Source organism: Pseudomonas sp. B2M1-30 (assembly GCF_025447575.1).
Classification (GTDB): Bacteria; Pseudomonadota; Gammaproteobacteria; order Pseudomonadales; family Pseudomonadaceae; genus Aquipseudomonas; species Aquipseudomonas botevensis.
Genome location: NZ_JAOEJT010000003.1, coordinates 410,682 through 435,116 on the forward strand (window position 1 = coordinate 410,682; position 24,435 = coordinate 435,116).

Genomic DNA, 24,435 nt, shown 5'->3' on the forward strand with positions numbered 1-24,435 from the left:
AACCCAAATGTGGGAGCGGGCTTATCCACTCCCACATGAGCACAACGGTGCCTGAGACTGCCCGTAATCCGGCGCTCAGTATATCGATCCGGCCCAACAAACGTTGGCCCTTGCGCACATTTGTCGCTAAAAATCACTCCAGCGCCTTCCAGATATCCGTGGCGTATTCACGGATTGTCCGGTCGGACGAGAACCAGCCCATTCGCGCAGTATTCAGCACCGCCGAACGCCACCAGTTGTTGGCGTCGTGCCAGAGCGCATCGACGCGCCGCTGAGCCTCCCAGTACGAGTCGAAGTCGGCGCAGACGAAGAAGCGGTCGTAGTCCACCAGAGAATCGATCAACCCGGTGTAGCGCGAGGTGTCGTCCGGAGAGAACACGCCGCTGCGGATCGCCTGCAACACGTCGTTCAGGCGATGCGACGCGGCAATGTCCGGCGCCGCGCTGAACTCGTGGTTCTGCTTGCGTGCTTCGACCTGCTGGGCGCTCAGGCCGAAAATGAACATGTGCTCGGCTCCGATGTTCTCGCACATTTCCACGTTGGCGCCATCGAGGGTGCCGATGGTCAGCGCGCCGTTGAGGCCGAACTTCATGTTGCTGGTGCCCGAGGCCTCGAAACCGGCGGTGGAAATCTGCTCGGACAGGTCCGCCGCCGGAATGATGCTCTCCGCCAGGCTGACGTTGTAGTTGGGCAGGAACACCACTTTCAGCAGGCCACGCACCGTCGGATCGTTGTTCACCACCCGGGCGATGTCGTTGGTCAACTTGATGATGAGCTTGGCCTGGTGATAACTGGCCGCCGCTTTACCGGCGAAGATTTTCACCCGTGGCACCCAGTCGGTTTCCGGCTCGGCGCGAATCGCCTGGTACAGGGCGACCGTGTGCATCAGGTTGAGCAACTGGCGCTTGTACTCGTGGATCCGTTTGACCTGCACGTCGAACATCGCCGCCGGGTTGACCGCGATCCCCAGCCGCTCGTGAATCAGATACGCCAAGGCCTTTTTGCTGTGCAGGCGTTGTTCGGCGAAGGCCTTGCGGAAGGCCGGTTTCTCGGCGAACGGTTCCAGGCCCACCAGCAGCTTTTCAGGGTTATCCAGCACTTGCGGGCCGAGGGCGTCGACCAGCATCGAGGTCAGTTCGGAGTTGGCCTGATACAACCAGCGGCGGAAGGTGATGCCGTTAGTTTTGTTGTTGATCCGCTCCGGATAGAGCTTGTGCAGTTCGGCGAACACGGTTTTGCGCATCAACTGCGTGTGCAGCGCGGACACACCGTTGACGCTATGGGAGCCGAGAAACGCGAGGTTGCCCATGCGTACCCGGCGGCCGTTGTCTTCTTCGATCAGCGAAACCGCGCGCAGCACGTCGAAGTCGTGAATGTCCTTGGCCCGCAATGAATCGATGTGCTGGGCGTTGATCAGGTAAATGATCTGCATGTGCCGGGGCAGCATGCGCTCCATCAGCCCTACCGGCCAGGTTTCCAGCGCTTCGGGCAGCAGCGTGTGGTTGGTGTACGACAACGTGTTGACCGTCACCTCCCACGCGGCATTCCACTCCACGTCGTAGACGTCGACCAGTTGGCGCATCAGTTCGGCCACGGCAATCGAGGGGTGGGTGTCGTTGAGCTGGATCGCCGCATGCTCGCCCAGGGTCAGCACCGAGGTGTGCATGTTGCGATGCCGGCGCAGCAGATCCTGCAGCGAGGCCGCGACGAAGAAGTATTCCTGGCGCAGGCGCAATTCCTGCCCCGCTTCGGTGCTGTCCGCCGGGTAAAGCACCCTGGAGATGCTCTCGGCGCGGGCCACTTCGGCGACAGCGCCGAGGTGGTCACCGGCGTTGAAGCGCTCCAGATGCAGGTCTTCCATGGCACGCGCGCGCCACAGACGCAAGGTGTTGACGCTCGCCCCGCGCCAGCCGACCACCGGCGTGTCGTAGGCGATCGCCCGTACGGTTTCTGCCGGCGACCAGACTTGCCGGGTCTTGCCGCTGGCATCGGTGACGGTTTCGACACTGCCGCCAAAACCGATCGGGTAGACCACTTCCGGCCGCTCGAACTCCCATGGGTTGCCGAAATCCAGCCAGTGCTCGGTCTGCTCCTGCTGCCAGCCATCGACGATGGCCTGGCGGAACAGCCCATGCTCGTAGCGGATGCCATAACCATGACCGGCGATGCCGAGGGTCGACATGCTTTCCATGAAGCACGCCGCCAATCGGCCGAGGCCGCCGTTGCCGAGCGCCGCATCCGGCTCCAGCAGGCGGATACGCTCCAGATCGACGCCGAGTTCGGTCAACGCTTCACGGGCGACATCGAGCAGGCCAAGGTTGCTCAGGCTGTCGTACAGCAGGCGGCCGATGAGGAACTCCAGCGAGAGGTAATACACCCGCTTCTGGCCCTTGCGGTAAATCTGCCGGGTGTGGTCCATCCAGTGCTCGACCATGTGATCGCGCGCCGCCAGGGCGATGGCTTCGAACCAGTCATGGTCGAAGGCGTGATCCGGGTCTTTACCCACCGCGTAGGTGAGTTTGGTCAGGACGGCGTCGCGGAATGCGGCCACCTCTGCTTCGCGAACTAGTGGTTCTTGAGTCATCGATAGGACCTCGAGCGAACGGGGAATTGTCAGAGCCTAGACGGTCTGACCGACCGTAGAAGCGCAGGTTCTGCAGTTTTTCCTGAGAGTGAGCGATCGTCCGGCAATGCCCTGGCGATTGCCTCAATGAATGCAGGGGCCGTGCCGAACCGTCGAACGTGTCGATGCGTGGAGAAAAAATCTGGCGAAAGGTTGTTCAAAAATCCACCAGTCCCGGTATGATCGCGCGCCCTGATGCACACGCCTGGTAATTCCCGATGATGAAGCCCAACCTGATCGCCGCAGCCGAGATCGACCGTCTCGATACCTGGGCCAAATATTCGGCCCCGATGTGCGGCTCGTGCATTTCCAGCTGCTGCACGCTGCCCGTCGAGGTCAAGATCAAGGACCTGGTGCGCATCGGCGTGGTCGATGAATTCGAGCTGGGCGATCCGCCGAAGAACATCGCCAAGCGCCTGCAAAAGGAAGGCCTGGTCGAGCGCTTCAACCAGAAGTCCGGCATCTTCACCCTGCAACGCATGAGCAACAACGATTGCTACTACCTGGATCGTAAGAGCCGCTTGTGCACCATTTATGACAAACGCCCGGACACCTGCCGCAACCACCCGAAAATCGGCCCGCGTCCGGGGTATTGTGCGTACAAGCCGAAGGAAGTGGAGCGCGAGCGCAGTTCGCGGGGTATCGAGCGCTTCTGATACAGCGGCCCCTCACCCAGCCCTCTCCCGAGGGTGAGGGGCTTTTAGACTCCACAAATTTCCCCAGACAAACAAAAACGCCCCCGGTCTTGCGACCGGGGGCGTTTTTCATACCAGGGCTAAATTACGCCTTGGCTTTCTTGGCAGCGCGGGTACGCTCGCTTTCGTCCAGGATCTTCTTGCGAAGACGGATGGACTTAGGAGTGACTTCGCACAGCTCGTCTTCCTGGATGTATTCCAGAGCCTGTTCCAGGGTGAAGCGAACAGGTGGAACCAGAGCGATGGTTTCGTCTTTACCCGAAGCACGCATGTTGTCGAGCTTCTTGCCTTTGGTTGGGTTCACACCCAGGTCGTTGTCGCGGCTGTTCTGACCAACGATCTGACCGTTGTAGATCTCCTGGCCGTGTTCTACGAACAGCTTGCCACGAGCCTGCAGGGTTTCCAGGGAGTAGGTCAGCGCCTTGCCGGTTTCAACCGAAACCAGTACGCCGTTCTGACGGCCGGACATGTGACCGGACTTCACTGGAGCGTAGCGATCGAAGATCGAGGTCAGGATGCCAGCACCGTTGGTCAGGGTCAGGAACTGGTTACGGAAACCGATCAGACCACGAGCAGGGATGTTGTATTCCAGACGCACACGGCCCTTGCCATCCGGCACCATGTTGCTCAGGTCGCCTTTACGCAGACCCATCTCTTCCATCACCTTGCCCTGGGATTCTTCAGGGATGTCGATGGTCACGTTTTCGAACGGTTCCTGCTTCACGCCGTCAACTTCACGGATGATCACTTCAGGACGGCCCAGGGCCAGCTCGAAGCCTTCACGACGCATGGTTTCGATCAGTACCGAGAGGTGCAGCTCACCACGGCCGGAAACCTTGAACTTGTCAGCCGAGTCGCCTTCTTCAACGCGCAGTGCAACGTTGTACAGCAGCTCTTTGTCCAGACGATCCTTGATGTTACGGGAGGTCACGAACTTGCCTTCTTTACCGCAGAATGGCGAGTCGTTTACCTGGAAGGTCATGGAAACGGTTGGCTCGTCAACGGTCAGCGGCTTCATCGCCTCGACGGTGTTGATGTCGCACAGGGTGTCGGAGATGAACAGCTCGTCGAAACCGCTGATGCAGACGATGTCGCCGGCCGCTGCTTCTTCAACGTCAACGCGGTGCAGACCGTGGTGACCCATCAGCTTCAGGATACGACCGTTGCGGCGCTTGCCGTCGGCGCTGATAGCGACAACCGGGGTGTTCGGCTTGACGCGACCACGAGCGATACGGCCAACACCGATAACACCCAGGAAGCTGTTGTAGTCCAGAGCGGAGATCTGCATCTGGAACGGACCGTCACGGTCAACAGCCGGAGGCGGAACGTGGTCGACTACCGCTTGGTACAGCGCGGTCATGTCTTCGCCCATGGCGGTGTGGTCCAGACCGGCGATGCCGTTCAGGGCCGAGGCGTAAACAACCTGGAAGTCCAGTTGTTCTTCGGTGGCGCCCAGGTTGTCGAACAGATCGAAGATCTGGTCCAGAACCCAGTCAGGACGCGCGCCCGGACGGTCGACCTTGTTGATGACCACGATTGGACGCAGGCCGGCTTCGAAAGCCTTCTTGGTCACGAAACGGGTTTGCGGCATAGGGCCGTCTTGAGCGTCGACCAGCAGCAGCACGGAGTCAACCATGGACATTACGCGCTCGACTTCGCCGCCGAAGTCGGCGTGGCCCGGGGTGTCCACGATGTTGATGTGGTAGCCGTTCCAGTTGATGGCGGTGTTTTTCGCCAGAATGGTAATGCCGCGCTCTTTTTCCTGGTCGTTGGAGTCCATCACGCGCTCGTCGTTGAGCTCGTTGCGCTCCAGGGTGCCGGATTGACGCAGGAGTTTGTCTACCAGGGTGGTTTTACCATGGTCAACGTGGGCAATGATGGCGATGTTGCGTAGATTTTCGATCACTTGTGTATCTCGATCAGAGGATTCGGTTTGCTGACAAGTCTTGGCAGCGATTAGCAGTAGTGTCCGGCATGGCCGTTACAGCTTGACGGCGGTGTCGGGGGGCCGGTGACGCAGGCCACAGGCAAACAGCCCCGGGCACTTAGCTCGGTCGATAAACGCGCACATTGGCATGCCCCTCACTGAGCAGATGGTGGGCATGCAGGCGACTCATCACGCCTTTGTCGCAATACAGCAGGTACTGGCGCGTAGGGTCCAGTTCCTTGAAACGAGCGTTCACTGCATAGAACGGCATCGTCTGTACTTCTACGCCGGCGAGTTCCAGCGGGTCATCCTCGGCAGCATCCGGGTGGCGGATGTCGATGACGATCTGACCGGCCAGTGCTTCACTGACTTCTTCAATCTGTACGTCCTGGCCGAGCTCGTCGATCACCCGATCGATCGGCACCAGTTTGGCGTTTTCGAGTGCACGCTCGAGAACCGCCATGTCGAATTCCTGCTCTTCGTGCTCAACACGACCGCGCTTGGCGGCCGTCTTCGGATTGACCGAAATGACGCCGCAGTATTCCGGCATGTGCCGGGCGAAATCGGCCGTGCCGATCTCGTTGGCCGTGTCGATGATGTCCTGTTTGTGTGCAACGATCAGCGGACGCAGCACCAGTTTGTCGGTCACGCAGTCGATCACCGACAGGTTCGGCAACGTCTGGCTCGACACCTGGGAGATCGCTTCGCCGGTGACCAGCGCGTCGATGTGCAGGCGCTCGGCAATGCTCGACGCGGCGCGCAACATCATACGCTTCAATACGACACCCATATGACTGTCGTCGACCTTGCCGAGAATTTCGCCCAGCACTTCCTCGAACGGCACACTGACAAATAACACGCGTTGCGAGCTGCCGTACTTCTTCCAGATGAAATGCGCGACTTCCATCACGCCCAATTCATGGGCACGCCCGCCCAGGTTGAAGAAGCAGAAGTGCGTCATCAGGCCACGGCGCAGGATCTGATAAGCCGCAACCGTCGAGTCAAAGCCGCCGGACATCAGAACAAGCGTCTGCTCGAGGGCGCCGAGCGGGTAACCGCCGATGCCATTGTGCTGGCCGTGGATCACGAACAACCGTTGGTCGCGAACTTCGATACGGACTTCGATTTCCGGCGATTTCAGGTCGATGCCGGCAGCACCGCACTCACGACGCAATTTGCTGCCGACGTATTTTTCGACGTCCATCGAGCTGAACAGGTGCTTGCCCGCACGCTTGCAGCGCACCGAAAAAATCTTCCCGGCCAGTGCATCGCCGTAGTGCTGCTTGCACTTCTCGGTGATGTCGTCGAAGTCGCCCAGCGGGTATTCGTCGATCTGCAGGAAGTGCGCGATGCCCGGCATGCAGGTCAGGCGCTCGCCCATTTCTTTCAAGGCCTTAGGGTCGGTAACGCGGGTTTCCAGCTCGAGGTTGTCCCACACACCGTTCACCACCACGGCCGGGTCCAGGTCGCGGAGCACGGTGCGGATGTTCTTGGCCAACTGGCGGATGAATTTCGTCCGGACAGGTCGGCTTTTGATGGTGATCTCGGGGAAGACTTTTACGATTAGTTTCATGAAAACAGCGCGCGCTGGGCCAGCCGAAAAAGGGGGGCGCGGATTATAGCGGAAATTGCTCAAGGTTTAACCAGTTAATGTGCAGAAGGTTTTGCATGCACCAAAACGGGTCATTTTTCATTTCCGGCGCTACATTAAAGGGCGGGATTTTCACCATTGCGGCGCCTTTGACCTTTATAAGCGTGAATTTGGGGCAAAAAACCCATGCTGGGGCACTGGCATGCAATTTGCTCCCTTGTGAGGCAGGTTGCCTTGGTCGAGTATTCGCGCCGGCATCACCAACATTTAAGGGCATCCACTACCAGCCCTAAGCCACCCGGAGGACACTATGTCGAAGTCGGTTCAACTCATCAAAGATCATGACGTCAAGTGGATTGATCTGCGCTTCACGGACACCAAAGGCACTCAGCACCACGTGACCATGCCGGCTCGCGATGCGCTGGAAGACGACTTCTTCGAAGTTGGCAAGATGTTCGACGGTTCCTCCATCGCTGGCTGGAAAGGCATCGAAGCCTCCGACATGATCCTGCTGCCGGACGACGAAACTGCCGTTCTGGACCCGTTCACCGAAGAGCCGACCCTGATCCTGGTCTGCGACATCATCGAACCTTCGACCATGCAAGGTTACGATCGCGACCCGCGCGCCATCGCTCACCGCGCCGAGGAATACCTGAAAACCACCGGTATCGGTGACACCGTATTCGCAGGTCCAGAGCCTGAGTTCTTCATCTTCGACGAAGTGAAGTTCAAGTCCGACATCTCCGGCTCGATGTTCAAGATCTACTCCGAGCAAGGCTCGTGGATGTCCGACCAGGACGTGGAAGGCGGCAACAAGGGCCACCGTCCAGGCGTGAAAGGCGGCTACTTCCCGGTTCCGCCGTTCGACCACGACCACGAAATCCGTACCGCCATGTGCAACGCACTGGAAGAAATGGGTCAGACCGTTGAAGTTCACCACCACGAAGTGGCGACTGCCGGTCAGAACGAAATCGGTGTCAAGTTCAACACCCTGGTGAAGAAAGCTGACGAAGTTCAGACTCTGAAATACGTTGTACACAACGTTGCCGATGCCTACGGCCGCACCGCGACCTTCATGCCGAAGCCTCTGTACGGCGATAACGGTTCGGGTATGCACGTTCACATGTCCATCGCCAAAGATGGCAAGAACACCTTCGCCGGCGAAGGCTATGCCGGTCTGTCCGAAACCGCTCTGTACTTCATCGGCGGCATCATCAAGCACGGTAAGGCCCTGAACGGCTTCACCAACCCGGCCACCAACTCCTACAAGCGTCTGGTGCCAGGCTTCGAAGCGCCGGTGATGCTGGCCTACTCGGCTCGCAACCGTTCCGCCTCGATCCGTATTCCTTACGTCAACAGCCCACGCGGCCGTCGTATCGAAGCGCGCTTCCCGGATCCGGCTGCCAACCCGTACCTGGCCTTCGCAGCACTGCTGATGGCCGGCCTGGACGGTATCCAGAACAAGATCCACCCAGGCGATGCCGCTGACAAAAACCTGTACGACCTGCCGCCAGAAGAGGCGAAAGAGATCCCACAAGTTTGCGGCAGCCTGAAAGAAGCCCTGGAAGAGCTGGACAAGGGCCGTGCGTTCCTGACCAAGGGCGGCGTGTTCTCCGACGACTTCATCGACGCTTACATCGCGCTGAAATCCGAAGAAGAAATCAAGGTTCGCACCTTCGTACACCCACTGGAATATGAGCTGTACTACAGCTGCTGATCCGGTAGCGCCGCGCTACGCGGCGTGACAAAAGAGAGGCCTCCTTCGGGAGGCCTTTTTTGTGGGTGAACGGTCAGCCCTCTCCCAAAGGAAGAGGGCCGATGGGGGAATATCGAAATATTCAGATATGTCCTGAGTTGGGCCAACCGCCCACCCTGACCTATGCTGCATCCCATCGCTTTCGAAACCGGTCGATTTCATGGGTCGCACCTTCATCTGTCTCATCTTGCTGCTGATCGCCCTGCCCGCCAGCGCGCAGATCTACAAGTACACCGACGCCGAGGGCAACACCGCCTACAGCAACCAGCCCCCGGAGGGTGTACAGGCGCAGCCGGTGGATTTGCCGCCGCTCAACAGCGTCGTGCCGCAAGCGCCGGTCAGCCCCGCACCATCCGCCGGGTCGAACTCCCGCGAGCCACCGCGCAACGCCTACGAAATCCTTGAACTGGCCGGCCTGCCCACCGAAGAAGCCCTGCGCGCCAACAACGGCACCTTCACCGTCAACGTACTGATCAAGCCGCGCCTGCAACCGCCGCACCTGTTGCGGCTGCTGCTGGACGATGAACCCTACGGCCAGCCCAGCAACGTGCCGAGCCTGCAACTGGTGAATGTCGACCGGGGCGAGCATCGGCTCGCGGTGCAGGTGATCGACGGTCAGACCGTCATCCAGCAAAGCCCGGCGGTGGCGCTGAGCGTGCAGCGGGTACACAAGCCATGATTCGCTGGCTCATCGGCGTGTGCCTTGGCCTGATCGCTTTCAGTGCAGCGGCCGAGGTCTTCACTTATGTCGATGCCCAGGGCAATCGGGTCTACACCGATCAACCGCGCCCCGGCAACGCCAGGCGCGTGCAACTGACCACCAGCAACCGTATGCCGGCCCACTCGAGCGTCGCCGCGCCGATGACGGCGGCGAAGCCATCCGTGCAAACCCCGCTGTTTCGCTACGACATGTTGCGGGTACTGGTCCCCGAGCCAGATGCGACCATCCGCAGCAGCGCTGGCGAGTTGATCGTCAGCGTCACCAGCGAGCCTGGCCTGCAAAAGGGCCACCTCTACCGTTTGCTGCTGGACGGCCAGCCAACCGGCGAGCCCGGCCCGAGCCCGGTGTTCCCACTGAGCAACATTGATCGCGGCAGCCACAACCTGTCGGTGGAAATACTCGATGCCGAGGGACGCACGGTCGAGCGCACCGCCAATCAGCCGTTTCATATGCAGCGCATTTCCCTGGCGCAGAAGCGCCAGATCAAACCTTGCGTCGCCGATGACTACGGTGTGCGCCCGGAATGCCCGCTGAAAGACAAACCTGAAGAGCCGAAAAATCCCTTCCTGCGTTTCTTCTAACGCCATTCAGCTTTGCGCACTATATTGGTGCAATAGGCTGCACCGTACTCACATTCCAACCCATTTTGGTTCGAAACTACCCGCAAAAGCTGGCAGAACGCCACGCAAACGAGCGTCAAACGCCCGTTTCAGGCGTCGAACGCATCTTTTTTGAGCCTTGGTTTGGTTTTTGCATTTTCCTCGCATCAGCGCTTTATCCATGCGCGCGCCATGCTCCAAAAGAGGTCCTCATGACCATCAGTGACGCACTGCATCGTTTGTTGCTCGACAACCTGACCACCGCGACCATCCTGCTCGATGCCGAATTACGCCTCGAGTACATGAACCCGGCGGCGGAAATGCTCCTGGCCATCAGCGGCCAGCGCAGCCATGGGCAGTTCATCAGCGAGCTGTTCACCGAGTCCACCGAAGCGCTCAATTCGTTGCGCCAGGCGGTGGAACAGGCGCACCCGTTCACCAAGCGCGAAGCGATGCTCACCGCCCTCACCGGCCAGACCCTGACCGTGGACTACGCGGTAACACCGATCCTGAGCAACGGCGCGACCCTGCTCCTGCTGGAAGTCCACCCGCGTGACCGTCTGCTGCGGATCACCAAGGAAGAGGCGCAACTGTCGAAACAGGAAACCAGCAAGATGCTGGTGCGCGGCCTCGCCCACGAGATCAAGAACCCCCTCGGCGGCATCCGTGGCGCCGCGCAATTGCTCGCTCGCGAGCTGCCGGAAGACAGCCTGCGCGACTACACCAACGTGATCATCGAAGAGGCCGACCGCCTGCGCAATCTGGTCGACCGCATGCTCGGCTCGAACAAACTGCCCTCGCTGGCCATGTGCAATGTCCATGAAGTGCTGGAGCGCGTCTGCCAACTGGTCGAGGCCGAGAGCCAGGGCTGCATCACCCTGGTGCGCGATTACGACCCGAGCATTCCCGACGTTCTGATCGACCGCGAGCAAATGATTCAGGCGGTACTGAACATCGTGCGTAACGCGATGCAGGCCATCAGCAGCCAGAACGAGCTGCGCCTGGGCCGCATCAGCCTGCGCACCCGCGCCATGCGCCAGTTCACCATCGGCCACATCCGCCATCGCCTGGTGACCAAGATCGAGATCATCGACAACGGCCCGGGGATCCCGGCGGAACTCCAGGAAACCATTTTCTTTCCCATGGTCAGCGGCCGTCCGGACGGTACCGGGCTGGGCCTGTCCATCACCCAGAACATCATCAGCCAGCACCAGGGCCTGATCGAATGTGACAGCCACCCAGGCCACACCACGTTCTCGATCTTTCTGCCACTGGAACAAGGAGCCACATCGACATGAGCCGTAGTGAAACCGTGTGGATCGTCGATGACGACCGTTCAATCCGTTGGGTTCTGGAAAAAGCCCTGCAACAGGAAGGCATGACCACCCAGAGTTTCGACAGCGCCGATGGTGTGATGAGCCGCCTGGCCCGCCAACAGCCCGACGTAATCATCTCCGACATTCGCATGCCGGGCGCCAGTGGCCTGGATCTGCTGGCGCGGATTCGCGAACAGCACCCCCGGCTGCCAGTCATCATCATGACCGCTCACTCCGATCTGGACAGCGCTGTCGCTTCATATCAGGGCGGCGCGTTCGAGTACCTGCCCAAGCCGTTCGACGTCGATGAAGCGGTTTCGCTGGTCAAGCGTGCCAACCAGCACGCTCAGGAGCAGCAAGGCCTGGAAGTGCCGCCGGCGCTGACCCGCACCCCTGAAATCATCGGCGAAGCGCCGGCGATGCAGGAAGTGTTTCGCGCCATCGGCCGCCTGAGCCACTCCAACATCACCGTGCTGATCAACGGCGAATCGGGCACCGGTAAAGAACTGGTGGCCCACGCCCTGCACCGCCACAGCCCGCGCGCGGCCTCGCCGTTCATTGCGCTGAACATGGCGGCGATCCCCAAGGATCTGATGGAGTCCGAGCTGTTCGGCCACGAGAAAGGCGCATTCACCGGCGCGGCCAACCTGCGGCGCGGACGCTTCGAACAGGCCGACGGCGGCACGCTGTTCCTCGATGAAATCGGCGACATGCCGGCAGACACCCAGACCCGCCTGCTGCGCGTGCTGGCCGATGGCGAGTTCTATCGCGTCGGCGGGCATGTGCCGGTCAAGGTCGATGTGCGGATCATCGCCGCGACCCACCAGAATCTGGAAACCCTGGTCCACGCCGGGAAATTCCGTGAGGACTTGTTCCACCGCCTCAATGTGATCCGTATCCACATTCCGCGCCTGTCGGACCGTCGCGAAGACATCCCGACCCTCGCCAGGCACTTCCTCAGCCGCGCCGCGCAAGAACTGGCGGTGGAGCCGAAGCTGCTGAAAAGCGAAACCGAGGAATACCTGAAGAACCTGCCATGGCCAGGCAACGTGCGCCAACTGGAGAACACCTGCCGCTGGATCACCGTGATGGCGTCCGGGCGCGAAGTGCATATCGGCGACCTGCCACCGGAACTGCTGAGCCTGCCGCAGGACTCGGCGCCGGTGACCAATTGGGAACAGGCGCTGCGCCAGTGGGCGGATCAGGCGCTGGCGCGTGGCCAGTCGAGCCTGCTCGACAGCGCGGTGCCGGCGTTCGAGCGGATCATGATCGAGACCGCGCTGAAACATACCGCCGGACGGCGGCGTGATGCGGCGGTGTTGCTGGGCTGGGGCCGCAATACCCTGACCCGCAAGATCAAGGAATTGGGGATGAAGGTTGATGGTGGGGATGATGACGAGGGGGATGAGGGTTAGGGTGAAGGCCAGCCTCGGATCTACCCCAGACTCAGGCACACCAGGGACTGCCGTGCACCGCCCCAAAGCACGATGACCCGTAATCGCGCATAACTGTCCGATCAAATCCGCGCAGTAAAGCCCTCTGACTTCCACAGAGCAAAAAACCGAAAGCCCCGAAATCCGGGGCTTTCACGCTTTTGAATAATTTTTCTGTGTCCAAATGCAAAACCTGGCACGTCCCCTGCAATAACACGATCAGGTGATTCGATTCACCCACCCTTTCGGGGGCCTTGGTACAGGCAGGCCGGGGATTCCCCTCTTTACACCGGGCTTCACGCTCCAGCGATGAGCCACCCCGTTTTGGGGCCTCTGATACAGGCAGGTCAGGGGTTCCTTCTTTACACCGGGCGGATCGCCGCGATCCGCCCGCCCGTTTCGGGAACCTTGGTACAGGCAGGCCGGGGATTCCCTCTTTTATTGCTCCCGGAGATGAATCTCCAGTCGCCAGCGGTCATCGACCGCCTTGCCGGCCCAGTCGCCTTGCAGCGGACGGGCCGCCACCAGCGTCAGCAACAAGCCTCCATCACTCACTCGCGTGCGCCAGTTCACGTCCTTGCCGTTGAGCTTGAGCTGGCCTTTCTGCGCCTTGCCCTCGGCGCCGAACAACAGCGCGACGCTGCCATCGACGATCTCGCCATGCAGTTTGGGCTCGTTGTTGAACCACACCACCAACCCGCCATCGGCGACTTCAACCTGCTGCAACACGCTGGGGTCAGGCGTGGTCAGGCGACCGATCATCAGCCCGACCATCAGGCCGAAAATCGCCAGAGAACCCATCACACGCGGGAATAGTTTCGAACGCGGATCCGCTTGCGGCGTAGAATGCGCGTCATCTTTACCTTCGGAGCCGTGCATGTTTCACGTCATCCTTTTTCAACCGGAAATTCCGCCGAACACCGGCAACGTTATCAGGCTGTGCGCCAACAGCGGCTGCCACCTGCATTTGATCGAACCGCTAGGCTTCGAGATGGACGACAAGCGCCTGCGCCGCGCCGGTCTCGACTACCACGAGTATGCCACCCTGCAACGCCATGCCGACCTCGCCAGCTGCCTGGAAAGCCTCGGTCATCCGCGCGTGTTCGCCTTCACCACCAAGGGTTCGCAACCGTTTCATGACGTCGCGTTCCAGCCGGGCGACGCCTTCGTGTTCGGCCCGGAAAGCCGAGGCCTGCCGGCAGAGGTGCTCGACGCCCTGCCCGCCGGTCAGCGCCTGCGCCTGCCGATGCGCGAAGGCTGTCGCAGCCTGAACCTGTCCAACACCGTGGCGGTGGCCGTTTACGAAGCATGGCGGCAGAACGGCTTCAAGTAACCGCGCATAACAAAAATGGGAGCGGGCTTGCTCGCGAAGCGGGAGAGTCAGATGACATCAATGTCGCCTGACACTCGCCTTCGCGAGCAAGCCCGCTCCCACATTGGACTTGCGTCGTCGTTCAGCTCTTACTGAACGGTCGGCGCCTCGCCGCTTTCCTGCATGCGCTGCAGCTCTTGCGCGTACAGCGCGTCGAAGTTCACCGGAGCCAGCATCAGGGCCGGGAACGAACCACGGGTCACCAGGCTGTCCAGGGTTTCGCGAGCGTACGGGAACAGGATGTTCGGGCAGAAAGCACCCAGGGTGTGGCTCATCGAGCCCGCATCCAGGTTCTTGATCAGGAAGATACCGGCCTGTTGCACTTCAGCGATGAAGGCCACTTCTTCACCGTTCTTGACGGTTACCGACAGGGTCAGCACGACTTCGAAGAAGTCGCCTTCCAGTTGCTTCTGACGGGTGTTCAGATCCAGGGAAACCGCTGGCTCCCACTGCTGGCGGAAGATGGCCGGGCTTTTCGGGGCTTCGAAGGACAGGTCGCGTACGTAGATGCGCTGCAAGGAGAATTGCGGTGCGGTTTCTTCTTCGCTGGCTGCAGTGTTCTGTTGGTCAGTCATCTCGGGTCCTTGATCTTGGGTCTTTTAGGGTTCTTGGTGTGTCAGGCCTTGAGCAGCGCGTCGAGCTTGCCGGCACGCTCCAGGGCAAACAAATCATCACATCCGCCGACGTGAGTGCCGCCGATCCAGATCTGCGGCACCGAGGTGCGCCCGGCCTTCTGAGCCATGGCCGCGCGCACCTGCGGCTTGCCATCGACCTTGATTTCTTCGAAGGCCACGCCTTTGTTCGCGAGCAGGTACTTGGCGCGCGAGCAATAAGGGCAGTAATCGCTGGAATAAACGACGACTTCAGTCATTTCACTTCACCAGCGGCAGGTTGTCGCTTTTCCAGCTGGAGATCCCGCCGGACAGCTTGGCGGCGGTGAAGCCGGACTTCATCAGTTCGCGAGCGTGAGTACCGGCGGTCTGGCCCAGGGCATCGACCAGAATGATGGTCTTGGCCTTGTGTTTTTCCAGCTCGCCGACGCGCGCGGCCAGTTTGTCCTGGGGAATGTTCACCGCGCCAACGATGTGGCCGGTCGCGTATTCCTTGCTCGGACGGATATCCACCACCACGCCGGCGTCCTTGTTGACCAGTGCGGTCAGTTCGCCGGTGCTCAGGCTCTTGCCGCCGCCCTGTACTGTGTGGGCCAGCAGCAAAGCCAGCAGTACGACGAAGATACCGACAAGAATGTAGTGGTTAGTGGCAAATTCAATCAGGTGAGCAACCATCGAAGGAGGTTCCAGGGCATTAAAATGTCGGCCAGTATACACAGCCACTATGGTCGGCCAAACCCCGTCCGGCGGTGACGCGGTCGGAACTTCGCTTTAAACTCCTACTCCTTTTTCCAGCGCCCTCTTTTAACTCCAGCCAGAGCCGATTCCATGACTACTACGCCTAAACCTTTGGTCCTGATGATTCTCGACGGCTTCGGTCACAGCGACAGCCCTGAATCCAACGCCGTGTTTGCGGCCAAGAAGCCGGTGCTGGATCGCCTCTGGGCCACGGTGCCGAACGGTCTGATCTCGGGCAGCGGCATGGACGTCGGCCTGCCGGACGGCCAGATGGGCAACTCCGAAGTCGGCCACATGAACCTCGGCGCCGGCCGCGTGGTTTACCAGGACTTCACCCGCGTGACCAAAGCAATCCGCGACGGCGAGTTCTTCGAGAACCCGACCATCTGCGCCGCCGTGGACAAAGCCGTGGCCGCCGGCAAGGCCGTGCATTTCATGGGCCTGCTGTCGGATGGCGGCGTACACAGCCACCAGGACCACTTGATCGCCATGGCCGAACTGGCCTTCAAGCGCGGCGCCGAGAAAATCTACCTGCACGCCTTCCTCGACGGCCGTGATACCCCGCCGAAAAGCGCCGCATCGTCCATCGAACTGCTCGACGCGACCTTCAAGGCGCTGGGCAAGGGCCGCATCGCCAGCCTCGTCGGCCGCTATTTCGCCATGGATCGCGACAACCGTTGGGACCGCGTCGCCCAGGCCTACAACCTGATTGTCGACGGCCAGGCTGAATTCCACGCTGCCACCGCCCAGGAAGGCCTGGAAGCCGCTTACGAGCGTGGCGAGAGCGACGAATTCGTCAAAGCCACCACCATTGGCGAGCCGGTAAAAGTCGAAGACGGCGACGCCATGGTGTTCATGAACTTCCGCGCCGACCGTGCCCGCGAGCTGACCCGCGTGTTCGTCGAAGACGATTTCAAGGACTTCGAACGCACCCGCCAGCCGAAACTGGCCGGCTACGTGATGCTGACCCAATACGCCGCGAGCATCCCGGCACCTTCGGCTTTCGCCCCCGGCAGTCTGGAAAACGTGCTCGGTGACTACCTGGCGAAGAACGGCAAGACCCAGCTGCGCATCGCCGAAACCGAAAAATACGCCCACGTCACCTTCTTCTTCTCCGGCGGCCGGGAAGAACCGTTCCCGGGCGAAGAGCGCATCCTGATCCCGTCGCCAAAAGTCGCCACCTATGACTTGCAGCCGGAAATGAGCGCGCCGGAAGTCACCGACCGCATCGTCGACGCCATCGAAAACCTGCGTTACGACGTGATCGTGGTCAACTACGCCAACGGCGACATGGTCGGCCACAGCGGCGTGTTCGAGGCGGCGGTGAAAGCCGTGGAATGCCTGGACACCTGCGTCGGCCGGATCGTCGATGCCCTGGAAAAGGTCGGCGGCGAAGCGCTGATCACCGCCGACCACGGCAATGTCGAGCAAATGGCCGACGAATCCACCGGTCAGGCGCATACCGCGCACACCACCGAGCCGGTGCCGTTCATCTATGTCGGCAAGCGTGACCTCAAGGTTCGCGAAGGCGGCGTGCTGGCGGACGTGGCGCCGACCATGCTCAAGCTGCTGGGCCTGGAAAAACCGGCGGAAATGACTGGCACTTCGATTCTGGTCTGATATCAAAAACGCCCTGTAATCAGCCTGAAACGGCTTTTTATGACGAACGCCTCAAAGCAGTTGGCTTTGAGGCGTTTTTTTTGCCGCGTGGGGCGGGCATACTAGGCCGTCCCTTACCCTGGTGCCGCCCGCCTCTATGCTTCGCCTCCTGATCGCCCTCGCTCTGACCTGCCTGCTCCAACCGGCCTTCGCTGACGAGCGCGCGCAAACCCAACAGCAGTTGGATGCCACGCGTCAGGACATTGCCGAGCTGAAAAAACTGCTGAGCAAGGTGCAGGAAGAAAAATCCGGTGTGCAAAAGGAACTCAAAGGCACTGAAACCGAGATGGGCAAGCTCGAGAAGCAGGTCGAAGCCCTGCAAAAAGAGCTGAAGAAAAGCGAAGCCGAGCTGCAGCGACTCGATGCGGAGAAAAAAAAACTCCAGAGCGCGCGCACTGAACAACAGCGACTGATCGCCATCCAGGCCCGCGCCGCCTATCAGAACGGCCGTCAGGAATACCTCAAACTGCTGCTCAACCAGCAGAATCCCGAGAAATTCGCCCGCACCCTCACCTATTACGACTACCTGAGCCAGGCCCGCATGGAGCAGTTGAAGAACTTCAACGAAACCCTGCGCCAACTGGCCAATGTCGAAAAAGACATCTCCGCGCAGCAGGCGCAATTGCTCACCCAGCAAAGCAGCCTCGACACTCAGCGTGCAGACCTTGAGAAGGTGCGCAAGGAACGCCAGCAGGCCCTCGCCAGACTCAACGACGACGTGAAGGCCCGCGATCAGAAAATCGCCGCCCGCGAGCAGGATCAGGCAGACCTGTCTAAAGTCCTTAAAACCATTGAAGAAACCCTGGCCCGCCAGGCCCGTGAGGCAGAAGAAGCGCGACAGAAAGCGCTCATCGCCCAGCAGGAAGCCGAAAAAAAGCGCTTGCGTGAGGCCGAGGCTGAGAACAGCGACGCCCCACGCAAACCCGTCCGATCCACTCCCGGCGCCCTGGTGTCCAGCGGCGGCGAGACGTTTGGCGGGCCATTTGCGTCAAGTCGGGGAAAACTTCCATGGCCGGTCGATGGTCGACTGCTGGCACGCTTCGGTGAAACCCGTGGCGACGATGCCCGTACCAAGTGGGACGGCGTGATGATCAGCGCCTCCGCCGGCAGCCAGGTGCATGCCGTACACGGTGGGCGCGTGGTGTTCGCCGACTGGTTGCGCGGCGCCGGGCTGCTGGTGATTCTCGACCATGGCAACGGTTTTCTGAGTCTTTACGGTCACAACCAGACGCTGCTCAAGTCGGCCGGTGACGTGGTAAAAGCCGGTGAGTCCATCTCCACTGTCGGCAACAGTGGCGGGCAGGACACACCAGCGCTGTATTTCGCAATTCGTCAGCAGGGTCACCCGAGTGATCCGGCGCAATGGTGCCGCGCGCAAGGATAAGCGTGCCGCCTAATTCAGGAGTTCGTTCGACATGCTGCATTTGTCCCGCCTTACCTCGCTGGCCCTGACGATCGCCCTGGTGATCGGCGCGCCTCTGGCGTTCGCCGCGCAACCGGCCCCGGCTGTCGCACCGGCAGGCACCGCCGCCACCAGCAAGGCCCCGCTGCCGCTGGAAGAGCTGCGCACCTTCGCCGAGGTCATGGACCGGATCAAGGCGGCCTATGTCGAGCCGGTGGACGACAAGACCCTGCTGGAAAATGCCATCAAGGGCATGCTCAGCAACCTCGATCCGCACTCCGCCTACCTCGGCCCGGAAGACTTCGCTGAACTGCAGGAAAGCACCAGCGGCGAATTCGGCGGCCTGGGCATCGAAGTCGGCGCCGAAGACGGCTTCATCAAGGTGGTTTCGCCCATCGACGACACCCCGGCATCCAAGGCCGGCATTCAGGCCGGCGACTTCATCGTCAAGATCAACGGCCAGCCGACTCGCGGCCAGAGCATGACCGAAGCCGTGGACAAGATGCGCGGCAAGATCGGCCAGAAAATCACCCTGACCCTGGTGCGCGACGGCGGCACGCCGTTCGACGTGACCCTCGCCCGCGCGGTGATTCAGGTCAAGAGCGTCAAGGCGCAGTTGCTCGAATCCGGCTACGGCCTGATCCGCATCACCCAGTTCCAGGTCAAGACCGGCGAGGAAGTCTCCAAGGCCCTGGCCAAGCTGCGCAAGGACAACGGCAAGAAGCTCAACGGCATCATCCTCGACCTGCGCAACAACCCCGGCGGCGTGCTGCAAGCGGCGGTGGAAGTGGTCGACCACTTCATCACCAAAGGCCTGATCGTCTACACCAAGGGCCGGATCGCCAACTCCGAGCTGCGCTTCTCCGCCACCGGCAAGGACGAAAGCGAAGCCGTGCCGATGGTGGTGCTGATCAACGGCGGCAGCGCCTCGGCCTCGGAAATCGTCGCCGGCGCCCTGCAGGATCAGAAACGCGCCGTGGTCATGGGCACCACCAGTTTCGGCAAGGGCTCGGTGCAAACCGTGCTGCCGCTGAACAACGACCGCGCGCTGAAGATCACCACCGCGCTGTACTTCACCCCGAACGGCCGCTCGATCCAGGCCCAGGGCATTGTCCCGGACATTGAGGTGCGCAAGGCCAAGATCACCAGCGAGGCGGACGGCGACTACTTCAAGGAAGCCGACCTGCAAGGTCACCTGGGCAACGGCAACGGCGGGGCCGATCGTCCGACCGGTTCCGGTGGCAAGGCCAAGGCAATGCCGCAGGATGACGATTACCAGTTGGCCCAGGCCCTGAGCCTGCTTAAAGGCCTGAGCATCACCTCTGGCCGTTGAGGATGGGCCTGCGCTTCATCCTCGTCCTGTTGTGCCTGCTGGCGGGTGTTGCTCACGCAGAACCCGCCGGCTCGCCCCCGCACAAGGCCTACCTGAGCCTGATCATCGATGACCTGGGGCAAAACCTGCCCCGGGATCGCCGTGTGCTGGCGCTGCCCGGCCCGGTGACCACGGCGATCATGCCCGACACCCCGCACGCCACCGAATTCGCCCGCGAAGCCCACCGCGCCGGCAAGATCGTGATCCTCCACATGCCGATGGACCCGGCCACCGGCCCCTTCGCCTGGCATCCGGAACTGCCCATCGAAGAGCTGGAAAAACGCCTCGACGCCGCGTTCAAAATGGTCCCCTACACCGCCGGCATCAATAACCACATGGGCAGCCGCATGACCGCGCAACCGGTAGCGATGGCCTGGCTAATGGGCGAATTGCAACGTCGGCACAAGTTCTTCGTCGATAGCCGCACCAGCGCGCAGACCGTGGCGGCGCAGCAGGCACAGAAGATCGATCTGGCGAGCGTCTCGCGGGATGTGTTCCTCGATGACGAACGCACCGAAGCGGCGATCCTGACCCAGTTGCAAACGGCGATCAGCCTGGCGCGCAAGCAGGGGTCGGCGGTCATGATCGGCCATCCCTATCCACAGACCCTGGCGGTACTGGAGCGCGAGTTGCCGAAGCTCAAGGCCCAGGGCATCGACTGGATCGACATCCGCCAGATGATCAGCGTGCGCAGCAATCGGGCGATGGCAGCCCATGGCCGGGACGGCGCTTACCGATAAACCCGGGCAATACATAATTACCGCCCGCCATCCCTTGCTGATCCCGATAGTCAGTCCCGCAACTGTCAGCGACTCACCCGAGTCGCCTTGCAATCATCAGGACTGACCATGACCACTGAAGAAAATGGCACCGCGCCTGCGAGGCCAACGGAACCGATCCGGTTCGGCAATCTGCTGATCAGCTTCACCACGGAATTCCACCGTATCTGGGACAGCCGGGGCTCGGACGCCTCGGCCGTGAGTTTCTGGCGCCCCGCTCCGGCGCCCGACGCGCTGCCGGGATATTTCCCACTGGGCGATCTCGCGATTCCCGGCTACGACAACGTCAACGGCAACCAGATCGTGGCGGTGGTCCGCGAGGCCGAGCCACAGCCCGAGGACAGCTCCCGGGACCGGGCACTCAGCCCGCCCGAGGACTACGAAAGGGTCTGGAAAGACTCGGATTCCGGCGCCGCCGCCGACTGTACGGTGTGGCGCCCGCTCCCGCCGACCGGCTACGTGGCACTGGGGCTGGTCTGCTCCAATGGCCGCGATAAACCGCTGCTCAACGCGATTCGCTGCGTGCGCGCGGATCTGCTCATCGCGGCGGACGTCAGCGACTTGATCTGGAACGACAAGGGCAGCGGCGCCCGGCAGAATTTCAGCGCCTGGCGCATTGATCCGCCGCGTGCGGCTGCGGGAGAAATCTGCTTCAGCCCCGGCACCTTTTTCGGCACTCAAAGCCATAACCGGCCGGCGGCACCCGTTGCCTACGCATTGCGAATGCAGATCCCTCGCCAGGTCAGCCAGCCGCCCGCTCCTCCGGAGCTTGCCGGACACGCCCCCCCTGAGGCGGCCGAGACCGCCAACACCACGCAGAGCATCAGCCTGCCGTGGTTCACGGTCACCGACCACCTGGCTCCCAGCGAACAGTTGCGCAGCACGCCGTTCTATCGTCTGGAGCGAACGGACCGCTATGTCCTCGTCGGCCATGGTCACAACACCCGTGACAAAGCCCGCTCGTTCAAATGGCAAGTGACCCGGGCGCAGAACGCGCAGATGCTGCAAGTGTTCAACCGCCTCACGTCGATCGAGGTCGATGCGCCATGGCCTCTCGATGCACCGAGTGGCGCCCAGGCACTGAAGTTTTCAGCCAACCTGCCCAAGGATTTCGTCCACACCGAAACATCGGCACAGGGCTGGAGCAGCACGGGGCCGCTGGACGTTATCGCCATGGCGGGGAAAAACAGAAGCGTGGCGGTGTATCAAGCGCAAAGCCACTACACGCTGTTGCGCGCAGACGGCACACCGGTCGCCATCAGCATCGGTTACACCGATGACGAAAACCTGCACCTGACCGAGTATCCGCCGCAAGAGGAAGCCCCCGTCAGCGTTGCAGCCGTGCCACTGCCGGAGTCGAAAGCGGATACCAGCGCCGAACCCCAACCGCTGGCGGAGCTACCCATCGCTACAGATAGCGCCCCATGATTTCGTCGACGACACCCTCTTTGCGCAACTGATCGAGGGCGGCCTGCAACCTGGCGACGGTCGCATCCGGCACATCCTTGTTCAGCGCCAGATAGAGTTCGGCGCTGTTGAAACGCAGCACGGTCTTGAGCCCGGTCACCCCGTCCTGGCGCGCCAGATAGCGCCCGGCCGGGTCACCGGTAGCCCATAGATCGATCTGACCGTTGATCAGTTTCTTCGCGTTATCCTGATCGCGCAGCACCACCACCGGTTTCAGGCCCTGCTTGGTCAGGGTCTCGGCAATGGCATCGCCCTTGTAGGCGCCGATCTTGTATTTGCGTGCGTCATTAAGGTTTTCGAGGGTGATCTTGCTGTCGGCCCTGGCGAGCATGACCCAATCGTCCGGGCCGATCGGGCCGACCCACTTGAACAGCTTCTCGCGATCCGGCAAACGCGCCATCACGAACGCGCCATAACCGGGGTTTTCCAGGGCGAGTTTGTAGACTCGCTCCCAGGGGAAGCGCAGGGTCAGGCTGTAAGTGACTTCGGCACGCTTGAACATTTCGCGGACGATGTCCGTGGCGATGCCGTTGATGTTCTCGTCCTGGGCGAAATTCTTGCCGTTCTTCGCCATGTTGTACGGCGGGAAGTTTTCGGTGAGGAGCACCAGGTCGGTGTCAGGATTGCCCTCGGCATGGGCACCGTTGACCAGCAACACAGAAGCGCTGGCGAGAGCGAGAAGCAGGCGTTTGATCATGTCGGGCTACCGGAATCCATGGCGTGCACCAGAGTGCCTTGAGGCTGTTGCGCTGTCTACTGGCCTTTTGATTGCAACGCCGCCACGCAAGCGATCCCCTCCGGAGCATTCGCGCCGGAGGAAATCTGCCATTTCAGCGCATGGTGATTCCGCGATGGGCCATGTAGGCCTTGGCTTCCTGCACGGTGTATTCACCGAAGTGGAAGATACTCGCCGCCAGCACCGCACTGGCGTGGCCTTCGAGGATGCCATCGGCCAGATGCTGCAGATTGCCGACACCGCCGGAAGCGATCACCGGAATGCCCAGCGCATCACTGATGGCGCGGGTCACGCCGAGGTCGAAGCCGTTTTTCATGCCGTCCTGATCCATGCTGGTCAGCAGGATCTCACCGGCACCGAGGCCTTCCATCTTCTTCGCCCACTCGACCGCGTCGAGGCCGGTCGGCTTGCGCCCGCCGTGGGTGAAGATTTCCCAGCGCGGGGTTTCGCCAGGTCCCGAAACCTTCTTCGCGTCGATGGCGACGACGATGCACTGCGAGCCGAAATGCTGCGCCGCTTCGCCGACGAACTCCGGATTGAACACTGCGGCGGTGTTGATCGAGACCTTGTCGGCCCCGGCATTGAGCAGGTTACGGATGTCCTGCACGGTACGCACGCCACCGCCGACGGTCAGCGGGATGAACACCTGGCTCGCCATGCGCTCGACGGTATGCAGCGTGGTGTCGCGGCCATCGACGCTGGCGGTGATGTCGAGAAAGGTAATCTCGTCGGCACCCTGCTCGTCATACCGACGGGCGATTTCCACCGGGTCGCCGGCGTCGCGGATGTTTTCGAACTTCACACCTTTGACGACGCGACCGTTGTCCACGTCCAGGCAAGGGATGATGCGTTTGGCCAGCGCCATGGTCAGTCCTCAGCCTTTGTACGAGTCGCAGAAAGCTTGCGCTTCGGCGACGTCGAGAGTGCCTTCGTAGATCGCCCGGCCAGTGATCGCGCCGATGATGCCCGGCGCCTTGGCGTCGAGCAGCGACTTGATGTCACCCAGATTGTGGATGCCGCCGGACGCGATGACCGGAATCTTCGTTGCGGCGGCCAGAGCAGCGGTGAACGGTACGTTGCAGCCCTGCATCATGCCGTCTTTGGCGATGTCGGTATAAACGATCGCGGACACGCCGTCGGCTTCAAATTGTTTGGCCAGATCGATGACCTGCACCTTGCTGATTTCAGCCCAGCCGTCGGTGGCGACAAACCCGTCTTTGGCATCGAGGCCGACAATGACTTTGCCCGGGAAGGCGCGGCAGGCTTCGGCGACGAACTCCGGCTCTTTCACCGCCTTGGTGCCGATGATCACGTAGCTGACACCGGCCTTGACGTAGTGCTCGATGGTTTCCAGCGAACGGATGCCGCCGCCGATCTGGATCGGCAGGGTCGGGTAGCGTTTGGCGATGGCGGTCACCACCTCGCCGTTGACCGGCTGGCCTTCGAACGCGCCGTTCAGGTCGACCAGATGCAGACGACGGCAACCGCCCTCCACCCACTTGGCAGCCATGCTCACCGGGTCATCGGAGAACACTGTGGAATCTTCCATGCGGCCCTGGCGCAGACGTACGCAGGCACCGTCCTTGAGATCGATAGCGGGAATAATCAGCATCTGGCAAACCTTCAAATTTGAATGTT

At 61.3% G+C, this 24,435-nt stretch carries 22 protein-coding genes; 12 read left to right on the forward strand and 10 right to left on the reverse strand.

The window, feature by feature from the left end; genetic code table 11:
- Positions 1-133: 133 nt before the first annotated feature.
- Positions 134-2,584, reverse strand: a complete 2,451-nt coding sequence (locus N8H74_RS08415) for a glycogen/starch/alpha-glucan phosphorylase (RefSeq protein WP_262146892.1) — start codon at positions 2,582-2,584, stop codon at positions 134-136.
- Between the two features lie 257 nt (positions 2,585-2,841).
- Between N8H74_RS08415 and N8H74_RS08420 the strand changes: the two genes are divergently transcribed.
- Positions 2,842-3,279: a YkgJ family cysteine cluster protein gene (locus N8H74_RS08420; RefSeq protein WP_217831865.1), complete on the forward strand. Its 438-nt coding sequence runs from the start codon at positions 2,842-2,844 to the stop codon at positions 3,277-3,279.
- Between the two features lie 124 nt (positions 3,280-3,403).
- On the opposite strand, the gene typA is transcribed toward N8H74_RS08420, so the two are convergent.
- Both typA and thiI read right to left on the reverse strand, forming a co-directional pair.
- A complete protein-coding gene (gene typA / locus N8H74_RS08425) occupies positions 3,404-5,224 on the reverse strand; it encodes a translational GTPase TypA (RefSeq protein WP_127648587.1) in 1,821 nt (606 codons plus the stop codon).
- Positions 5,225-5,363: 139 nt separating this feature from the next.
- On the reverse strand, positions 5,364-6,818 hold the full coding sequence (gene thiI / locus N8H74_RS08430) for a tRNA uracil 4-sulfurtransferase ThiI (RefSeq protein ID WP_262146893.1): 1,455 nt from the start codon (positions 6,816-6,818) through the stop codon (positions 5,364-5,366).
- 328 nt (positions 6,819-7,146) lie between these two features.
- On the opposite strand from thiI, the gene glnA reads away from it, so the two are divergent.
- From glnA to ntrC, 5 genes are all read left to right on the forward strand, one after another.
- Entirely contained in the window at positions 7,147-8,553 is a 1,407-nt protein-coding gene (glnA, locus tag N8H74_RS08435; RefSeq protein ID WP_085712782.1) for a glutamate--ammonia ligase, read from the forward strand.
- Positions 8,554-8,752: 199 nt separating this feature from the next.
- Positions 8,753-9,271, forward strand: coding sequence for a DUF4124 domain-containing protein (locus N8H74_RS08440; RefSeq protein ID WP_262146894.1), 519 nt, complete (start codon positions 8,753-8,755; stop codon positions 9,269-9,271).
- Complete coding sequence (locus tag N8H74_RS08445; RefSeq protein ID WP_262146895.1) at positions 9,268-9,894, forward strand: DUF4124 domain-containing protein; 627 nt, start codon at positions 9,268-9,270, stop codon at positions 9,892-9,894. The genes N8H74_RS08440 and N8H74_RS08445 overlap by 4 nt, the downstream gene beginning before the upstream one ends.
- A 230-nt stretch (positions 9,895-10,124) precedes the next feature.
- Positions 10,125-11,210: a nitrogen regulation protein NR(II) gene (gene glnL, locus N8H74_RS08450; RefSeq protein ID WP_217831860.1), complete on the forward strand. Its 1,086-nt coding sequence runs from the start codon at positions 10,125-10,127 to the stop codon at positions 11,208-11,210.
- Positions 11,207-12,643, forward strand: a complete 1,437-nt coding sequence (gene ntrC, locus N8H74_RS08455; protein ID WP_217831859.1) for a nitrogen regulation protein NR(I) — start codon at positions 11,207-11,209, stop codon at positions 12,641-12,643. The genes glnL and ntrC overlap by 4 nt, the downstream gene beginning before the upstream one ends.
- A 456-nt stretch (positions 12,644-13,099) precedes the next feature.
- Here ntrC and N8H74_RS08460 read toward each other — a convergent pair whose 3' ends face one another.
- Positions 13,100-13,540, reverse strand: a complete 441-nt coding sequence (locus tag N8H74_RS08460) for a hypothetical protein (protein WP_262146896.1) — start codon at positions 13,538-13,540, stop codon at positions 13,100-13,102.
- Here N8H74_RS08460 and trmL point away from each other — a divergent pair.
- A complete protein-coding gene (gene trmL, locus N8H74_RS08465; protein ID WP_217831857.1) occupies positions 13,539-13,994 on the forward strand; it encodes a tRNA (uridine(34)/cytosine(34)/5-carboxymethylaminomethyluridine(34)-2'-O)-methyltransferase TrmL in 456 nt (151 codons plus the stop codon). The two genes, N8H74_RS08460 and trmL, sit on opposite strands and share 2 nt — an antisense overlap.
- 128 nt (positions 13,995-14,122) lie before the next feature.
- Here trmL and secB read toward each other — a convergent pair whose 3' ends face one another.
- From secB to N8H74_RS08480, 3 genes are read right to left on the reverse strand one after another with little or no spacing between them, the layout of a single operon-like run.
- Positions 14,123-14,608, reverse strand: coding sequence for a protein-export chaperone SecB (gene secB / locus N8H74_RS08470; protein ID WP_217831856.1), 486 nt, complete (start codon positions 14,606-14,608; stop codon positions 14,123-14,125).
- Between the two features lie 41 nt (positions 14,609-14,649).
- Positions 14,650-14,904, reverse strand: a complete 255-nt coding sequence (gene grxC / locus N8H74_RS08475; RefSeq protein ID WP_217831855.1) for a glutaredoxin 3 — start codon at positions 14,902-14,904, stop codon at positions 14,650-14,652.
- A gap of 1 nt (position 14,905) precedes the next feature.
- On the reverse strand, positions 14,906-15,319 hold the full coding sequence (locus N8H74_RS08480) for a rhodanese-like domain-containing protein (protein ID WP_217831854.1): 414 nt from the start codon (positions 15,317-15,319) through the stop codon (positions 14,906-14,908).
- A 153-nt stretch (positions 15,320-15,472) separates the two neighbouring features.
- On the opposite strand from N8H74_RS08480, the gene gpmI reads away from it, so the two are divergent.
- From gpmI to N8H74_RS08505, 5 genes are all read left to right on the forward strand, one after another.
- A complete protein-coding gene (gene gpmI, locus N8H74_RS08485) occupies positions 15,473-17,002 on the forward strand; it encodes a 2,3-bisphosphoglycerate-independent phosphoglycerate mutase (RefSeq protein ID WP_217831853.1) in 1,530 nt (509 codons plus the stop codon).
- Positions 17,003-17,138: 136 nt separating this feature from the next.
- A complete protein-coding gene (locus tag N8H74_RS08490; protein ID WP_217831852.1) occupies positions 17,139-18,425 on the forward strand; it encodes a murein hydrolase activator EnvC in 1,287 nt (428 codons plus the stop codon).
- A gap of 31 nt (positions 18,426-18,456) precedes the next feature.
- On the forward strand, positions 18,457-19,776 hold the full coding sequence (locus tag N8H74_RS08495) for a S41 family peptidase (protein WP_217831851.1): 1,320 nt from the start codon (positions 18,457-18,459) through the stop codon (positions 19,774-19,776).
- A gap of 2 nt (positions 19,777-19,778) precedes the next feature.
- On the forward strand, positions 19,779-20,555 hold the full coding sequence (locus N8H74_RS08500; RefSeq protein ID WP_262146897.1) for a divergent polysaccharide deacetylase family protein: 777 nt from the start codon (positions 19,779-19,781) through the stop codon (positions 20,553-20,555).
- A 108-nt stretch (positions 20,556-20,663) separates the two neighbouring features.
- Positions 20,664-22,022 carry a Vps62-related protein gene (locus tag N8H74_RS08505; protein WP_262146898.1) on the forward strand — a complete coding sequence of 453 codons (1,359 nt, stop codon included), beginning with the start codon at positions 20,664-20,666 and terminating at the stop codon, positions 22,020-22,022.
- Here N8H74_RS08505 and N8H74_RS08510 read toward each other — a convergent pair.
- The 3 genes from N8H74_RS08510 to hisA form a co-directional block, all read right to left on the reverse strand.
- A complete protein-coding gene (locus N8H74_RS08510; RefSeq protein WP_262146899.1) occupies positions 22,003-22,758 on the reverse strand; it encodes an ABC transporter substrate-binding protein in 756 nt (251 codons plus the stop codon). The genes N8H74_RS08505 and N8H74_RS08510 overlap by 20 nt on opposite strands.
- Before the next feature lie 133 nt (positions 22,759-22,891).
- Positions 22,892-23,662 (reverse strand): imidazole glycerol phosphate synthase subunit HisF, encoded by a 771-nt coding sequence (gene hisF / locus N8H74_RS08515; protein WP_217831847.1) that lies wholly within the window; start codon positions 23,660-23,662, stop codon positions 22,892-22,894.
- Between the two features lie 9 nt (positions 23,663-23,671).
- Positions 23,672-24,409: a 1-(5-phosphoribosyl)-5-[(5-phosphoribosylamino)methylideneamino]imidazole-4-carboxamide isomerase gene (hisA, locus tag N8H74_RS08520; RefSeq protein WP_217831846.1), complete on the reverse strand. Its 738-nt coding sequence runs from the start codon at positions 24,407-24,409 to the stop codon at positions 23,672-23,674.
- Between the last annotated feature and the right edge of the window lie 26 nt (positions 24,410-24,435).

Excerpts from the sequence above, each read along its gene's own strand:
- glnL (WP_217831860.1), top strand. The coding sequence starts at position 10,125 with ATGACCATCAGTGACGCACTGCATCGTTTGTTGCTCGACAACCTGACC.
- N8H74_RS08440 (WP_262146894.1), top strand. The coding sequence starts at position 8,753 with ATGGGTCGCACCTTCATCTGTCTCATCTTGCTGCTGATCGCCCTGCCC.
- thiI (WP_262146893.1), bottom strand. The coding sequence starts at position 6,818 with ATGAAACTAATCGTAAAAGTCTTCCCCGAGATCACCATCAAAAGCCGA.
- ntrC (WP_217831859.1), top strand. The coding sequence starts at position 11,207 with ATGAGCCGTAGTGAAACCGTGTGGATCGTCGATGACGACCGTTCAATC.
- grxC (WP_217831855.1), bottom strand. The coding sequence starts at position 14,904 with ATGACTGAAGTCGTCGTTTATTCCAGCGATTACTGCCCTTATTGCTCG.
- hisA (WP_217831846.1), bottom strand. The coding sequence starts at position 24,409 with ATGCTGATTATTCCCGCTATCGATCTCAAGGACGGTGCCTGCGTACGT.
- N8H74_RS08510 (WP_262146899.1), bottom strand. The coding sequence starts at position 22,758 with ATGATCAAACGCCTGCTTCTCGCTCTCGCCAGCGCTTCTGTGTTGCTG.
- N8H74_RS08505 (WP_262146898.1), top strand. The coding sequence starts at position 20,664 with ATGACCACTGAAGAAAATGGCACCGCGCCTGCGAGGCCAACGGAACCG.
- N8H74_RS08495 (WP_217831851.1), top strand. The coding sequence starts at position 18,457 with ATGCTGCATTTGTCCCGCCTTACCTCGCTGGCCCTGACGATCGCCCTG.
- N8H74_RS08415 (WP_262146892.1), bottom strand. The coding sequence starts at position 2,584 with ATGACTCAAGAACCACTAGTTCGCGAAGCAGAGGTGGCCGCATTCCGC.
- N8H74_RS08460 (WP_262146896.1), bottom strand. The coding sequence starts at position 13,540 with ATGCACGGCTCCGAAGGTAAAGATGACGCGCATTCTACGCCGCAAGCG.
- N8H74_RS08420 (WP_217831865.1), top strand. The coding sequence starts at position 2,842 with ATGATGAAGCCCAACCTGATCGCCGCAGCCGAGATCGACCGTCTCGAT.
- hisF (WP_217831847.1), bottom strand. The coding sequence starts at position 23,662 with ATGGCGCTGGCCAAACGCATCATCCCTTGCCTGGACGTGGACAACGGT.
- N8H74_RS08490 (WP_217831852.1), top strand. The coding sequence starts at position 17,139 with ATGCTTCGCCTCCTGATCGCCCTCGCTCTGACCTGCCTGCTCCAACCG.
- secB (WP_217831856.1), bottom strand. The coding sequence starts at position 14,608 with ATGACTGACCAACAGAACACTGCAGCCAGCGAAGAAGAAACCGCACCG.
- trmL (WP_217831857.1), top strand. The coding sequence starts at position 13,539 with ATGTTTCACGTCATCCTTTTTCAACCGGAAATTCCGCCGAACACCGGC.
- gpmI (WP_217831853.1), top strand. The coding sequence starts at position 15,473 with ATGACTACTACGCCTAAACCTTTGGTCCTGATGATTCTCGACGGCTTC.
- N8H74_RS08500 (WP_262146897.1), top strand. The coding sequence starts at position 19,779 with ATGGGCCTGCGCTTCATCCTCGTCCTGTTGTGCCTGCTGGCGGGTGTT.
- glnA (WP_085712782.1), top strand. The coding sequence starts at position 7,147 with ATGTCGAAGTCGGTTCAACTCATCAAAGATCATGACGTCAAGTGGATT.
- N8H74_RS08480 (WP_217831854.1), bottom strand. The coding sequence starts at position 15,319 with ATGGTTGCTCACCTGATTGAATTTGCCACTAACCACTACATTCTTGTC.
- N8H74_RS08445 (WP_262146895.1), top strand. The coding sequence starts at position 9,268 with ATGATTCGCTGGCTCATCGGCGTGTGCCTTGGCCTGATCGCTTTCAGT.